Raw genomic sequence first — 14,423 nt, 5'->3', positions numbered from 1 at the left:
GGACTCCCCAGGCCGCTTAAGCCGTTGGCCGAAAGTCGACCGATGCGCGCCCGCCTCTTTTCATTCCTTTATGTGTAAAGTATGGCATTAATGCACTTTTCGGACGCATATGAAGAGCTGTTGTTGCAACTCTTGACCCCAGAATTTTTCCCGGCTTAACGTACCCGCGGTGGTAGAGACCGGTGGAACGGAAGGGAGTCCGCGTTCATGCCGGGGGGGGCTGCCGCACCGAGGCCGTTATTGCACATGGCCCGAGTTCCGGCGCAGGGCATTGCCGCTCCCACGGCGCTGAAGACGTCGGCGGGCGTTTCCCCCGCCCAGGTCCCGGCATCGCCACCGACATGGTCTCGGTCATGAACGGCGCCGAGTGGCCATTCGTCAACTACGGACTGCTCGGCCATCGTTCTTTGCCGCAATCCGCGAGCCCACGGCCCTTGGTCCCACATGACAGCCGAGGGATACCGATCGCTCCCCAGGGAGAGACATGTGCAGCTCACCACTCCGCAGAAACTGGCCCATCGGCCCCCGACGAGCTGAGGCAGCGGCGAAATCCGCACTTTCGGCCGCCTTGGCAGTCGCCTTTGTGTTCACAACTCAGTCGTCCGCAGCAGCAATCCCGCGCTCCACTGGCGCGGCAGAGTGGGGAAAGGTCGCCACGGACGGCAGCGGCGGTTGGGTGCTCTCCACCGACGACGCACAGCGGGATTGCCACCCGACGTTCGTCGGCAACGGCTACCTCGGCGCGCGGATTCCAGCGGCCGGCCAGGGCTGGGCGGACAAGCCCATACCCACTCAGTTCGAGCTCGCGGGCCTTTACTCGACGCCGCCGGACACAACCGCCGTCAAGCCCAGCCTGCCCGCCTGGTCCAGTTTGGACATCAGTGAAGGGGAGAGCGGCGCCTCTGCCGCCCTCGGCGCGGGCAAGGTCTCGAAGTACCGGCAGAGTCTCGACCTTCGTACCGGCACCCTGACCACCACGGCGCGATGGACCTCTCCCTCTGGCCGCACCGCTGATCTTCGCTACCGTCTGGTCGCCGACCGCGCACGCAAGCATGTGGCCGTTGTCCACCTTGAGATGGTGCCTCGATGGACAGGCACCGCAACGGTGACCGACTTGATCGACGACCGTGCGGCTGAGCACCTGAAGAGTCCCGTACGCGGCAGCAGTGAGGACAAACACCAGGTATGGGAAACACGTCGTGCCGAGGGCAACAGCACTCAGGTCGCCATCGCTTCCCAACTCGACGCACCTGGGCGCATCACGCCTATGGGCGGTGACGTAACCGGACAGCGGGCAACTGTGCGGGTCACCGCAGGGGTCCCCGTGAACGTCACGAAGTTTGTCGGCATCGCCAGCACCCAGGACTCGACGGATGCGCTGGCTACCGCCCGGCAGCAGTCCGCCGACGCCACCAGGGTGGGCTGGGCCCGGCTCACCGCAGAGAACGCCGCCGCATGGCGGAAGCTCTGGAGGGCGCGAGTTGAGGTGCAAGGCGACAGTCGGCTCCGGCGCCAGGTGCTCGCCAGCCAGTTCTACCTGCTGGCCAGCGTCCGCGCCGGATCACCGTGGAGCCCCTCGCCCGCCGGGCTGTCCAGCGACGGCTACAACGGGCATGTCTTCTGGGACACCGAAACGTGGATGTACCCGAGCGTGCTCGCACAGCATCCGGACATCGCGAAATCCATGCTTCAGTACCGCATAAACAGAATCGACGCTGCCCGCAAGTACGCCAAGGACGGAGGCTACTCAGGAACGCGATTCCCCTGGGAGAGCGCACTATCGGGCTTGGAAGACACTCCTTCCTGGGCCTCGACCGGACGCTATGAACAACACATCAGTTCCGACATCTCCCTCGCGGTATGGCAGTACTGGCTTGCCACCGGTGACCGGACCTGGCTGCGAGACAAGGGTGCGGAGATACTCCGGGGAGTCGCAGACTTCTGGGTCAGCCGGGTCACGCGCAATGCCGATGGTTCCTCGAGCATCAACGGGGTGACACCTCCGGACGAGTACGTCGAGAACATCGACGACAGTGCCTATACCAATATGGCTGCCCGAGACTCGCTGCACTTCGCAGTACAGGCCGCCAAGATCTTCGGCCAACCCGCAAACCCCCAATGGTCGCGTGTGGCGGACAGCCTTCGAATCCCGTTCGACGCGAAGACCGGAACCCACCCGGAGTACGACGGCTACGCAGGTAAGAGGATCAAACAGGCCGACGTGGTACTGATGCGCTACCCGTGGGAAAACCCGCAGTCGGCGGAAGTCACCCGTGCCGACATGGCTCGCTACGTGCCACGCACCGATCCGGACGGGCCCAGCATGACCGACAGCGTGCATTCGATCATCTCCAGCGAGCTGGGCGACCCGGGCTGCGCGGCGATGACCTACACCAAGCGGAGCGTCGATCCTTTCATCCGGGCCCCGTTCGAGCAGTTCGCCGAAGCGCGCTCCGGCGGAGCGTTCACCTTCATGACCGGAACGGGCGGCTTCCTCCAGGAGTTCCTCTACGGCTATTCGGGAATGCGCTGGCGGGACGATCGCGTGTACCTCGACCCAACCCTACCGCCGCAGCTGACCGGCATATCGATGCGCGAACTCTCCTGGCAGGGAAGGAAGTTCACCATGGAGATCGGCCCGCACCAGACCACGGTGCGACTACTCAACGGTGCTGCCATGCCGGTTGAGGTACGCGGACACTCGAAGAACCTCCGACCCGGCCAGCAGCTCAAGGTGCCGACCCGCCGCCCGGATCTCGCGCCCACGATCGACCTTGCCCGATGCGCGGCCATCAGCGCCGACTCATCCGATCCGAGTTCCCCGGCAGTTGCGGCAGTCGACGGCGATGCACAGACGTTCTGGCAGGCCAAGACCCCTGACCCTGCCCTCACCGTGAACCTCGAACGTCCCCGCCGGCTCCGGACTCTGACCGCCGACTGGGGCGACGAACGTCCCAAGCAGTACACCGTTGAACTGTCCCGCGACGGCCACCACTGGACTCCGGCCGCCACAGTCGAAGGCGGGCAGACGAAGGACACAGTCGACCTCGAAGAACGCACCGCTGCCCTTGTGCGGCTGAAGATCGGCGGCGAAGGCGACGACGGACCCCAGTTGCATTCCCTCACACTTCGCTGAACTGCACCGTGCGGAATAGCATCGTCAGATCATAGACGGTCTTCCACGGCCGAGCCGTTCGGGCAGATCACACCACTGCACCCCGGTTCGCACGCGGTGCAGGATCCCGTCGATCACCTGCCTATGATCCCGCCACCTGCCACAACACCCATTGCTGACCGACAGGAGCGGCCGCGGCCGTTCCACTCCGCATCCGTCAGATCACCCCGCCCCATGCCACGTCAAAGACCCGGACACGAGGCAGTCACATGATCGGCCGGACAAGTCCTCACACTAGTCCGGGTTGGTGTGTGTGGGGGTGAAGGTGACGGGGAGGCTGGATGGGGCTCGGCACCACAGGGAGTCAATCCACTCGAGTTCTTCGGGCTCGACGGCCAGGGTGAGATCTGGAACTCGGTCGAGCAGTACTTCGATCGCTGTCTCGGCGATGATTCTGGCGAGTTCGGGTGCGCCGGCGGGGCATCCGTAGTCGCCGCCGGTGAAGGAGAGATACGCGTTGTTCCCGGCGAAGCCCGCGGTGGTGTCGGGCCACAGCAGTGGGTCCATGTTTGCGGCGGCGAGGCCGAGGACGAGGAGGTCACCGGTGCGGATGCGCTGGCCTGCGAGCATGGTGTCCCGAATGGCGAAGCGTCCGATGGCGTTGGGGACGGGGGAGTCCGCCCAGAGCACCTCGGTCATGGCTTCGCCGATACTCCTTCGGCCGCCTGCGAGGGTTACGGCGAACCGGGTGTCGGTGAGCATCAGCCGGATGGTGGAGCCGATCCAGTAGGAGGTGGCGGGAAAGCCTGCGACCATCATGACCATGATGTCTCCGACCAGCTGTTCGTCGGTGAGGTTCGGGGAGGTCTGGATGAACCGGGTGGTGATGTCCGGGCCCGGCGTGTCACGTTTGGCTGTTACCAGCCGTGTCACTATCTCGGCGGCCCGCTGCTGGGCCGGGATGGCGTCTCCGCTGGCGTCAAGGCTTGCAGTGAGGGCGTGTGCCATGTCCTGGAGCTGGTCCTGGGGGAGGCCGAACATCATGCCTATGGCGAGGGCGGGTACTGAGTAGACGTAGTCGAAGACCAGGTCGGCCTTGCCGCTGCCGGCGAACTGGTCGATCAGTCCGTCGGCGAAGCGCTCGCAGTGTGCACGCAGTTCGAAGGGGTCGACGGTGGAGAGGGCGTCGCTGACGGCGGCTGAGCGGTGCCGGTGTTCGTCTCCTTCTGTGAAGTGGATCATGGGGCTGTAGGCGACCCAGGGCATGAGGGACCAGTCGGGCGGTACCTCGTTCCAGCGGTTCCAGCGGCGGGGGTCGCGGCCGTAGGTCTGGGTGTCGCCGAGGACCTGGCGCATTTCGCGGTAGCCGAGGACGAGCCAGGCGGGGATGTCGGCTTCGAGCAGGACCGGGGCGACCTGGCCGTGGTCGTGCCTCATCCGCTGGTAGCTCTCGGTCGGATTCCGCAGGAACTGCCGTCCGTACAGTGGTGAGGCGCCGCGGTGGGCGGGGCAGGTGGGAGGCGGCACTACCGAGCCCGTGTCGTCGGGCGCGTTCTGAGGGTCCGGAATATCCTGTGGGTCCTGGAGATTGGTCACGAAGTCTTCCTTGGAGCGGTGGATCAGCGCGGCCGCTGGTACAGCGAGAGGCACAGGCTAACCGTGGGACCCGATCGGACCAACCGCCAGAACGTCTCCGTCCCACAACTATGCGAGATTGCCGCCTCAGCGCGCGGGCAAGCGCCGCCGCGCCGCCGCCACGCGACGGGCACTGTTTCCTGGGCGGCGGGGGTGGACGGTGCTCGCCACAAGTGCCAAACAGCGGCCCGAGGCGCGGTCGACCACCAGGCCGGTGCCCGTGAACCCGGTATGCCCCGCCGCTCCCCGCCCCGCCAACTCTCCCATGAGCCACGCCTGGTCGACATGTACAACATCACCGGCAAGCTCCGCGAACTACCCACGGCGGCGGAGCGCGCGCCTGCACGCGGAGAAGGCATACGATCGCCCGGACCCTTGCGGTTCCCGCGACCGGTGCCTTCACAGCGTAGGCAGGAGTCGACGCCTCGGCAGTCGGCGCACGTCAGTCCAGCATGGCGCGCAGTCGCTCGACGGCGTGGAGACGTTCCGCGTGAGTGGCGGCCAGCGGCCTCACGCACAGTGTCGTCACTCCGGCGGCAGCGAACGCATCGAGTTGTCCGGCGACCTCTTCCTTCGTCCCCACGAGGGAGATGGCCCTCAACAGGCTTTCGGGGACGGCGGCCTCGGCTTCCTGCTTCTTTCCTGCCAGATACAGGTCCTGGACGAGTGCCGCTTCCCGCTCGTATCCGTACCGGCCGGCAAGCTGGGCGTAGAAGTTCTTGGTCCTGGCTCCCATTCCCCCGATGTAGAGGGCCAGCTGAGGCCGGGCGCGGTCCAGCAGGTGTGCCACGTCGTCGCCGATGGCCAAAGGCGTGGTCACCGTGATGTCTAGCGAACCCAGTGCCGGATCACGTCGGGCCTGCCCTGCGGCCAGTGCAGCTCCCCACACGTCGGCCGCTTTCCCGGGGTGGAAGAACACGGGCAGCCAGCCCTCGGCGAGTTCGGCGGTCAGCTCGACGTTCTTCGGTCCGATCGCCGCCAGGACGATGGGAATGCGGGAGCGAACCGGCCGATCGATGAGTTTCAGGGGTTTACCGAGCCCGGTGCCCCGCTCGGCAGGAAGTGGGAGCGGGTACTTCGGGCCTGGATACACCACCTCTTCACGCCGCCACACCCGGCGGCAGATCTCCACCACCTCGCGGGTGCGGCCGAGCGGCGCGTCATACGGCACCCCGTGGAACCCTTCGATCACCTGTGGTCCCGACGCTCCGAGACCCAGCGTGAACCGGCCGTCGGAGAGGTGGTCCAGTCCGGCGGCGGTCATCGCCAGCAGTGATGGCGTACGGGTGAAGATCGGGAGGATCCCGGAGGCGATCTCCAGGCGTTCGGTCCGGGCTGCCAGGTATCCCAACTTGCTTACGGCGTCAAACGAGTAGGCCTCCGGCACGAAGGCGACCTCGACACCTGCCGCCTGGAAGTCCGGTATCGCACGAACGGACTCGATGAAGTCGTTGCCGTAACCCAGTGTCATGCCGATACGCATGCGCATGGCCCTCATTCTCAGGTCGTCTCCGATTTTATCGAACGATCGTTTAGCTACCGTAGCGCCGTTCATCCCCGAGTGGAACCGGCTACTTCGCCATAGTTTTCCGTTGCGAACGATCACGTGTACGCATCCCGACCGAGTGACGTGGGTCACTCTAAGCTCGTGCCGTCCTTAACGAACGATCGATGAGTGGCGTTGGCTTTGCCCCAGGGCGGTAAGGGAGGCCAAGGTGCTCGAAATCGAGGGACTCGTTGTCCGGTACGGTGCGCGCGCACCCGTTCTGCGGGGGTGTCCCTGGAGGTCGGCGACAGCGGCGTCGTGGCGCTCCTCGGCAGCAACTGCGTTGGCAAGACAACGCTCACGCGTGCTGTCTCCGGCACGCTCGGTCTGTACGGAGGCAGCGTCACCGAGGGTTCCGTGCGGTTCCAGGGCGAGAGGATCGAACGGTGCGGACACCGCCCGTACCGTGGCACGCGGGCTCGTGCAGGTACCGAAAGGACAGCACATTTTCGCGGGCCTGACGGTGGAGGAGAATCTGGACGCCGGTGCACTCACGGTGCGATCGCCGACGGTCCGCGAGCGCACACGCCGCCCGATGCACGAACTCTTCCCGCTGCTGGCTGAGCGGCGACGAGCCCGCGGCGGGACGCTGTCCGGCGGTGAGCAGCAGATGCTCGCCATCGCCCGGGCGCTGTTGGCGCAGCCGAAGCTCCTGCTCCTCGACGAGCCGTCATCATCTTCAAGGCGACCCGCACGGTGAACTTCGCGCATGCCTCGTTTCTGCTCTTCGGCGTGTGGGGGGTGGCTCTGACCAGCTCTCACGTCGGCTTCGCTGCTGCCATGGCGCTCGGTCTGGTCGCGGCCGGGGCGCTGGGACTGCTGGTGGAGCGCCCGCTGCTGTCGCGGATCGACGGCCGCAGGCATGATCCGCTGGCGATCCTGACCATCGGGGTCAATGTGGTACTCACCGCGGAACTCAGCTGGCGCATCGGGGAGAAGGTGCTGCCGTTCGGCGCTCCCCGGGACGGGCATGTGATCCACTTAGGCGGGGTCGTGCTGCCGCTGTCCGTGATTGTCACGATCATCACCGTGCCCGTGCTGATCACCGGGCTCGCCGCGGTCCTCCGCCACACCGGCCGGGGCCCGGCCATGCGTGCGTCGATCGAGGACCGGGGGAGGACCCCACCCGTCCGGGCCTGCTCATGGCCCCGCGGTGCTGTCACCGCCACCCGGCCTGCTCCCGCCCCAGGACTTCTCCGATCCCGCTGAGCCCAGCTCGCGCGAGGCGCAGGTGCCGGCCGTGGACAAGGGCGTCTTCGCCGGAGTCACAGCGCTCGGTGACTTCTTCGCATCGGACCTGGCGAAGGGGTACAAGGTTCATTCGGCCGGATGACACCGGGGACCGTGCCCGGCGGGCGGCGGTGGCGGTGCGCCGGCCCTCGGCTCCGGACGGCACGGGAGCTTTGTCGATCGTTCGTTCTGGGAAGCTGGGACCATGGATGCGATGAGCGGCAAAACAGCGGGCAAGAGCGGCAAGGCGGCGGACAACGGGCCCTCCGGCCCCCGGGGAAACGGCCGGGACGCCATCATGGACGCCGCACGAGACGTCTTCGCGGAGCGCGGCTACTTCGGCGCCTCCATCCGTGACATCGCCAAGCGGGCCGACATGAGTCTGTCCGCCCTGTATTACTACTACTCCGGCAAGGCAGAGCTCTTCCACGCCCTGATCGAGGACTCGCTCCACGACTACTTCCGTCACTGCGAGAAGGAACTGGCCCAGGCCGGAGACGACCCCGCCGCGCGGCTGGCCGCCCTGGTCAGGGTGACGGTCGACTACCGGGTCCGGCGGCGGGTCGAGAGCCTGCTGACTCTCCAGGAACTCCGTTACCTCGAACCCGAGTACCGCAATCCCATCATCGAGAAGCGGCACGCCGTATCGGGACTCTTCCAGAAGGCCATCGACGACGGCATGGCCGGCGGAGTCTTCCGGACCCCGCACCCGGATGACGCCCGCCGGGCGGTCATGGCCATGTGCAATGCCGTCGCCCAGTGGTACGACCCGTCCGGCGACCTCGGGATGACGGAGCTGTGTGACCGCTACGTGCGGCTGGCGTTCGCACTGGTCGGGCACGACGAGGCGCCGGCTCGGTAGGTCGTCCCGCTTTTCGTCGCGGTCATTGACAGTGGTGTGACAGGCAGCCTAACTTAACGATCGTTCGACAAGTTCTGGTTTCTCTCCATCGACCCCGGGTTCCGATTCCGACCGCAACGGCCGGAGCCCGTGGCTCGGCGTACGACGGCGGTCGCCGAGCCTTCGCGGCGCGGGCGGCGGCAGATCCGACACCGACTCGACCGACTGGAGCGTCCATGCAGACCAGCGGAATATCCGCGGTGGTGACCGGCGGCGCGTCGGGGCTCGGCCTGGCGACGGCACGGCGGCTGCTCAAGGCCGGCGCCCGCGTCACCATCGCGGACCTGCCCTCCTCGGACGCCGACCGAGCCGTCCGCGGCCTCGGCCCCGAGGCCGTCTTCGTCCCCGCTGATGTGACGAGCACCGAGGACATGACCGCCGTCCTCGACCTCGCCGAGCGGACAGGAGCGCTGCGCACGGTCGTCCACTGCGCGGGCCGCGGCGGTCCGCTCCGCGTGGTCGGCAAGGACGGCACCCCTGGCGATCTCGACCATTTCCGCGCCGTGGTCGACGTCAACCTGATCGGCACCTTCAACGTGCTCCGGCTCGCCGCCGCCCGCATGGCCGGCAACGAACCACTCGACGGCGACCGCGGGGTGGTTGTCATGACAGCGTCGGTCGCGGCGTTCGAGGGACAGATCGGACAGACTCCGTACGCGGCGTCGAAGGCCGGAGTGGTCGGCCTCACTGTGTGTGCGGCCCGAGATCTGGCGAGCAAGAGCATCCGGGTCGTCACCATCGCGCCCGGCTTGTTCGACACACCGATGCTCGGCAGAAGGCCGAAGGAGAAGCTCGACGCGCTCGCTGCCGCGGTGCCGCACCCGCCGCGCCTCGGCGCGGCGGACGAGTACGCACAACTCGCCCTGCACATCATCGAGAACCCGATGCTCAACGGGGAAACCATCCGCCTCGACGGCGCGATCCGCCTGGCCCCACGCTGAAGGCCGGCGCTCAACCGCTGCTGCCCAACCGCCACCCCCGCTTGGCCACCGAGCCGTATAAGGAGCTGCCGTGGCAGACGAAGTACTGGTCGAGTACGGCGACGGCATCGCCGTCATCACCATCAACCGGCCCGAGTCCCGCAACGCGGTCAACCGCGCGGTTGCCGGGGGGATCGCATCCGCGCTGGATGAGCTGGACGAGCGTGACGACCTCGCGGTCGGCATCATCACCGGCGCGGGCGGCACCTTCTGCGCGGGCATGGACCTCAAGGCGTTCCTGCGGGACGAGCGCCCCCACGTGCCGGGGCGCGGTTTCGCCGGGCTCACCGAGGCCCCGCCGCGCAAGCCGCTGATCGCCGCCGTCGAGGGCTACGCCGTGGCGGGCGGATGCGAGATCGCACTCGCGAGTGATCTGGTCGTCGCCGCCGAGGATGCGAAGTTCGGGCTGCCCGAGGTCAAACGCGGTCTGGTGGCGGTGGGCGGAGGGCTGCTGCGGCTGCCGGGCCGTATCCCGTACCAGATCGCGATGGAACTCGCCCTCACCGGTGATCTCCTCACCGCGGAGCGGGCGCACCACTACGGGCTGGTCAACCGGCTCACCCCGCCCGGCGGCGCGGTCAAGGAGGCGAGGCTGCTGGCCTCCGCCATCGCCGCCAACGGTCCGCTCGCCGTACGGACCACCAAACGTGTCCTCGTCGAGTCCCCCGGCTGGCCGCGCGACGAGATGTTCGACCGCCAGCGGCCGATCACCACACTGGTGTTCAACTCGCATGACGCCCGGGAAGGTGCGTCGGCCTTCGCCGAGAAGCGCGCTCCCATCTGGCGGGGACGGTGAGCGGCCGGTGAACGACGAACAGGACCGGGGCCGTGCGAACGACGGCGTCGCCACCGAGGCGGCCGCGGGGCCACTCGCCGGGCTGCGGGTCGTCGAGCTCGGGGGCATCGGGCCGGGGCCGTTTGGTGCGATGCTCCTGGCCGATGCCGGTGCGGACGTGATCCGTGTCGAGCGCCCGTCGGACGTGGGGGGCAGGCCCGATCCCGTCCTGCACCGGGGCCGGCGCTTGGCCGCCATCGATCTCAAGCACCCGGAAGGCGTCGGCGCCGTCCTGGACCTGGTGGCGGATGCCGATGTCCTCCTGGAGGGCTTCCGGCCGGGGGTGGCCGAACGGCTCGGCGTGGGCCCCGGGCCGTGCCTCGCCCGCAACCCGCGCCTGGTCTACGGGCGGATGACGGGATTCGGACAGGACGGGCCGCTCGCGCCGCGGGCCGGGCACGACATCAACTACATCGCCCTGTCCGGGGCCCTGGGGACCATCGGACCGGCCGACGGTCCACCGGTCCTGCCGCTCAACCTGCTCGGTGACTTCGGCGGCGGTGGCGCACTGCTCGCCTTCGGTGTGCTGTGCGTGGTCCTGCAGGCACGCGCCACGGGGAAGGGCCAGGTCGTGGACGCCGCCATGGTGGACGGATCGGCCCAGCTGCTGGCCATGATCTACAGCCGTCTGCACCAGGGGCGGTGGACCGACCGCCGGGGCGTCAACTACCTGGACGGCACAGCGCCGTTCTACGGCGTCTACCGCTGCCGCGACGGCCAGTACGTCGCGGTCGGCGCGATCGAGGCGCCCTTCTTCGCCGCACTCCTGGAGCGGCTGGGCCTGGCCGCGGATGCCGACTTCGTCCACCAGTGGGACCGTTCCCGCTGGCCGGTCATGCGGCGGCGCCTGGCGGAGGTCTTCGCCGCCCGGACCCGCGACGACTGGGCGGCCGTGTTCGCCGACGCCGACGCGTGCGTCACCCCCGTGCTGTCCCTGCGGGAGGCACCGCGCCATCCTCACAACGCTGCACGCGGCACCTTCCTCACCGACGACACGGGAGTCCTCCAGCCCGCCCCGGCCCCCCGGTTCGGCTCCTCCGTCCCTCGCCGGCCCGCCCGGCCCGCCCCCCTGCCAGGCGAGCACACAGCGCAGGTCCTCGCCGAGACGGGCCGTAACCCCGAGCAGATCAAGCAGCTTTTCGACGCGGAGGTCGTGCGATGAGCCGGCGCGCCGTGCGAAAGCCCCGCATGACCGGCCGCAGGCCGGGGCGGGAAGGGAGCGGCACATGACCGACTACTGGCCCGCGGGACTGCCTCGTCACCTCGACTACCCCGATGTCCCCATCGGCGCGGTACTCGCCGGCTCGGCCCGCCGCTACCGCGACCGGGCGGCCGTGCGCGACGGCGACCAGGTTCTCACCTTCACCGGCCTGTACGAACAGGCTGCCGCGTTCGCCGGCGGCCTCAGAGCGCGCGGCATACGGCAGGGTGACGTGGTCGCCCTTCACCTGCCGAACACCCTGTGGTTCGCCGTCGCCTACTACGGCATCACACTCGTCGGCGCGACAGCCTGCCCGGCCAACCCCGCCCAGCCGGCCAGGGCCCTGCGCGCCCAGCTGGCCGACTGCTCCGCGGCGGCCGTGGTGACCCATCCGCAGCCGGCGCCGGTGCTGGCCGAGGCGATCGAGGGGCTGCCGGTCCGGCTTGTCGTCATCGTGCCGCCCAGCGAGTCGGCCCCGGCCGACAGGCCGGATGACCGCGCAAAGCTCTTCGGGAGGGCAGGCACCACCCTGGAGGCCCTCGTCGCAGGCCAGAGCACCCACCCGCCAGATGTGCTGGTCCCCACCGACTCCGTCGCCCAGTACGGGTACACCGGCGGAACCACCGGAGCACCCAAGGGAGTGCGCATACTGCACCGCAACATCGTCGGCAACACCATCCAGGTCGCCTGCTGGCGCTCCGGGGCGCTCCCCGGACTCGACAGCGAAGGCGGTGTGGTGCTGAACCCCTTGGAGACCTCCGCGGACTACGCTCTGCCCTTGGGCAGCTGCACGGCGCTGTGCGTCTCGCCGTTGTTCCACGCCCTTGGCCTGATCAGCCTCAACTTCTTCCTCCTGTGCGGCGCCACCACCATCCTGAACGGCCGCTTCGATGCGCAGTCGTACCTGGAGCAGGTGGAACGGCACCGGATCACGTACATCCCAGGCGCCCCGGCTCTCTGGCACGCCCTGCTGGCGACGCCGGGCATCCGCACGCGGGACCTCGGCTCGGTCAAGGCCGTGGTGTCGGGCGGCGCCCCCATAGACACGTATTCGTTGGAGAAGCTGACAGAGGTCTTCCCCAACGCCGCCGTCATCGAGGGTTACGGCCTGACGGAGGCGACGGCAACCGTGTCCAGCGGCCCGAGCGCGAAGGCCGGACTGCACAAGCCGGGCAGCCAGGGAGTCCCCCTGTTCGACACCGAGTTGGAGATCCGGGATCCGCTGCGTCCCGGCCGGAAGGTGCCGCGGGGCGAGCGCGGCGAGATCTGGGCGCGGGGCCCTCAGGTGGCCTCGGGCTACCTCGGCCGCCCGGAGGAGACCGCCGCGCAGTTCGTCGACGGCTGGCTGTGCACCGGCGACATCGGCCACCTCGACGAGGACGGCTTTCTGTACGTCTCCGGCAGGTCGAAGGACATGCTCATCTACAAGGGCTACAACGTGTACCCGCGCGAGCTGGAGGACATCCTCGGCGGGCACCCGGCAGTGCTCCAGGCGTCGGTCGTCGGGAGGGAGGTGCCTGCCGTCGGCGAGATCCCCGTCGCCTTCGTGGTCCCCGCCTCCGAGCGGGGCACGAGTGCCGAGGAGCTGATGGAGTACGTCGCGGAGCGCGTGACGCCGTACAAGCGAATCAAAGAGATCCGGTTCGTCGCCGCACTTCCCCTGTCCCCGGCCGGAAAGGTGCTGAAGTCCGAGCTCCGCCGCCTGGCCCGGACGACTGGCGACCCGGGCACACCCCCTTCGGGCACACAGGAAACCGGCACGCCGGATGCGGCGGGAAAGCAGGTCCGGCATGCGTGACGCGGTGATCGTGGACGCCGTCCGTACCCCCATGGGCAAGCGGAACGGCTCGCTCAGCGACGTGCACCCGGTGGACCTGTCCGCCGTGGTGCTGCGCGCCCTGGCGACACGCAACGACCTTGACCCGGCGACGGTCGAGGACGTGTTGTGGGGCTGCGTCTCGCAGACCGGCGAACAGGGCGGCTGCGTCGGCCGCTTCGCCGTCCTGGCCGCCGGATGGCCGCAGGAGGTGCCGGGCGTCACCATCGACCGGCAGTGCGGATCCTCGCAGCAGGCGGCGCAGTTCGCGGCCGCGGGAGTGATGAGCGGCCAGTACGACATCGTGGTCGCGGGCGGCGTGGAGTCGATGAGCCGCGTTCCGCTGGGATCGGGCCGGGAACGGGGCCCCGGCGAGCCCTTCGGTCCGGCCGTACGGGCCCGGTACGGCGTGTCGCGGTTCAGCCAGGGACTGGGCGCGGAGGAACTCGCGCGGCGTTGGCGGCTGAGCCGGGAGCGGCTCGACGAGTACAGCCTCCGCTCGCATGCCAACGCGGCGGCCGCCATCGACGAGGGGCGGTTCACAGCCCAGATCGTGCCGGTGGACGTGGCCGGTGCCGAGGGCACCGTATGTAGCGTCGACACCGACGAGGGCGTACGGCGCGGCGGCACGCCCGCCACGATGGCGGGTCTCAGGCCCGCGTTCACCGACGACGGCGTGATCACGGCCGGCAATTCCTCGCAGATATCGGACGGCGCATCGGCCCTGCTGATCATGAGCGGTGACAAGGCCCGAGAACTCGGCCTCCGCCCGATCGCCCGCTTCCACTCCTTCGCAGTCGTCGGAGTCGACCCCGTGACGATGCTGACCGGCCCCATCCCGGCCACCGAGAAGGTGCTGGGGCGCGCCGGGCTGCGCCTGAAGGACATCGGGGCCTTCGAGATCAACGAGGCGTTCGCCAGCGTGACCTGCGCGTGGCTCGCCGAGACCGGCGCCGACCCGGACCGGCTCAATCCCGACGGCGGCGCGATCGCACTCGGTCACCCCCTGGGGGCTTCCGGCGCCCGGCTGACCACCACGCTGGTCCACCACATGCGAGCAGGCGGCATCCGCTACGGCCTGCAGTCGATGTGCGAGGGCGGTGGCATGGCCAACGCCACCGTCTTCGAACTCCTTTCCCGCTGAGCCGTCGAGGAGTCCCAAGA

General features: G+C 68.6%; 10 protein-coding genes and 3 pseudogenes. 9 read left to right on the top strand and 4 right to left on the bottom strand.

Annotation, left to right across the window (positions count from 1 at the left end; all coding sequences use genetic code 11):
- The first annotated feature begins 568 nt into the window (after positions 1 to 568).
- Entirely contained in the window at positions 569 to 3,136 is a 2,568-nt protein-coding gene (locus KHP12_RS07110; RefSeq protein WP_211832008.1) for a discoidin domain-containing protein, read from the top strand.
- 28 nt (positions 3,137 to 3,164) lie between these two features.
- Here KHP12_RS07110 and KHP12_RS07105 read toward each other — a convergent pair.
- From KHP12_RS07105 to KHP12_RS07095, 4 genes and pseudogenes are all read right to left on the bottom strand, one after another.
- Positions 3,165 to 3,351, bottom strand: a pseudogene (locus KHP12_RS07105) (transposase); the annotation flags it as partial.
- A gap of 58 nt (positions 3,352 to 3,409) precedes the next feature.
- Positions 3,410 to 4,711 carry a cytochrome P450 gene (locus KHP12_RS07100; RefSeq protein WP_211832007.1) on the bottom strand — a complete coding sequence of 434 codons (1,302 nt, stop codon included), beginning with the start codon at positions 4,709 to 4,711 and terminating at the stop codon, positions 3,410 to 3,412.
- Between the two features lie 150 nt (positions 4,712 to 4,861).
- Positions 4,862 to 5,035: pseudogene (locus KHP12_RS50745) on the bottom strand (esterase); the annotation flags it as partial.
- Positions 5,036 to 5,192: 157 nt separating this feature from the next.
- On the bottom strand, positions 5,193 to 6,233 hold the full coding sequence (locus tag KHP12_RS07095; protein WP_086880989.1) for an LLM class F420-dependent oxidoreductase: 1,041 nt from the start codon (positions 6,231 to 6,233) through the stop codon (positions 5,193 to 5,195).
- A gap of 192 nt (positions 6,234 to 6,425) precedes the next feature.
- Between KHP12_RS07095 and KHP12_RS53290 the strand changes: the two are divergent.
- From KHP12_RS53290 to KHP12_RS07055, 8 genes and pseudogenes are all read left to right on the top strand, one after another.
- A pseudogene (locus KHP12_RS53290) lies at positions 6,426 to 6,996 on the top strand (ATP-binding cassette domain-containing protein).
- Positions 6,993 to 7,505 carry an ABC transporter permease subunit gene (locus tag KHP12_RS07085; protein ID WP_086880987.1) on the top strand — a complete coding sequence of 171 codons (513 nt, stop codon included), beginning with the start codon at positions 6,993 to 6,995 and terminating at the stop codon, positions 7,503 to 7,505. Before KHP12_RS53290 ends, KHP12_RS07085 begins: the two are co-directional and overlap by 4 nt.
- Before the next feature lie 235 nt (positions 7,506 to 7,740).
- A complete protein-coding gene (locus KHP12_RS07080) occupies positions 7,741 to 8,388 on the top strand; it encodes a TetR/AcrR family transcriptional regulator (protein WP_244202676.1) in 648 nt (215 codons plus the stop codon).
- A gap of 215 nt (positions 8,389 to 8,603) precedes the next feature.
- Complete coding sequence (locus KHP12_RS07075; protein ID WP_086880985.1) at positions 8,604 to 9,368, top strand: SDR family NAD(P)-dependent oxidoreductase; 765 nt, start codon at positions 8,604 to 8,606, stop codon at positions 9,366 to 9,368.
- A gap of 70 nt (positions 9,369 to 9,438) precedes the next feature.
- On the top strand, positions 9,439 to 10,203 hold the full coding sequence (locus tag KHP12_RS07070; protein ID WP_086880984.1) for a crotonase/enoyl-CoA hydratase family protein: 765 nt from the start codon (positions 9,439 to 9,441) through the stop codon (positions 10,201 to 10,203).
- A 7-nt stretch (positions 10,204 to 10,210) separates the two neighbouring features.
- Positions 10,211 to 11,404, top strand: a complete 1,194-nt coding sequence (locus tag KHP12_RS07065; RefSeq protein ID WP_210608848.1) for a CaiB/BaiF CoA transferase family protein — start codon at positions 10,211 to 10,213, stop codon at positions 11,402 to 11,404.
- Positions 11,405 to 11,468: 64 nt separating this feature from the next.
- Entirely contained in the window at positions 11,469 to 13,241 is a 1,773-nt protein-coding gene (locus KHP12_RS07060) for a class I adenylate-forming enzyme family protein (RefSeq protein WP_086885546.1), read from the top strand.
- The gene (locus KHP12_RS07055) at positions 13,234 to 14,403 is read left to right on the top strand and encodes a thiolase family protein (protein ID WP_211832006.1); all 1,170 of its coding nucleotides are present in this window, start codon (positions 13,234 to 13,236) and stop codon (positions 14,401 to 14,403) included. The genes KHP12_RS07060 and KHP12_RS07055 overlap by 8 nt, the downstream gene beginning before the upstream one ends.
- Positions 14,404 to 14,423: the final 20 nt, after the last annotated feature.

The sequence above is a fragment of the Streptomyces asiaticus genome, assembly GCF_018138715.1.
In the GTDB taxonomy this organism is placed as follows: domain Bacteria; phylum Actinomycetota; class Actinomycetes; order Streptomycetales; family Streptomycetaceae; genus Streptomyces; species Streptomyces asiaticus.
The sequence above is the reverse complement of the archived record's forward strand: the minus strand, read 5'-3'. Positions and strand labels throughout refer to the sequence as shown.

What these genes read in the sequence shown, in the direction of transcription:
- KHP12_RS07095 (WP_086880989.1), bottom strand. Translation starts at nt 6,233, where the DNA reads ATGCGTATCGGCATGACACTGGGTTACGGCAACGACTTCATCGAGTCC.
- KHP12_RS07080 (WP_244202676.1), top strand. Translation starts at nt 7,741, where the DNA reads ATGAGCGGCAAAACAGCGGGCAAGAGCGGCAAGGCGGCGGACAACGGG.
- KHP12_RS07075 (WP_086880985.1), top strand. Translation starts at nt 8,604, where the DNA reads ATGCAGACCAGCGGAATATCCGCGGTGGTGACCGGCGGCGCGTCGGGG.
- KHP12_RS07060 (WP_086885546.1), top strand. Translation starts at nt 11,469, where the DNA reads ATGACCGACTACTGGCCCGCGGGACTGCCTCGTCACCTCGACTACCCC.
- KHP12_RS07055 (WP_211832006.1), top strand. Translation starts at nt 13,234, where the DNA reads ATGCGTGACGCGGTGATCGTGGACGCCGTCCGTACCCCCATGGGCAAG.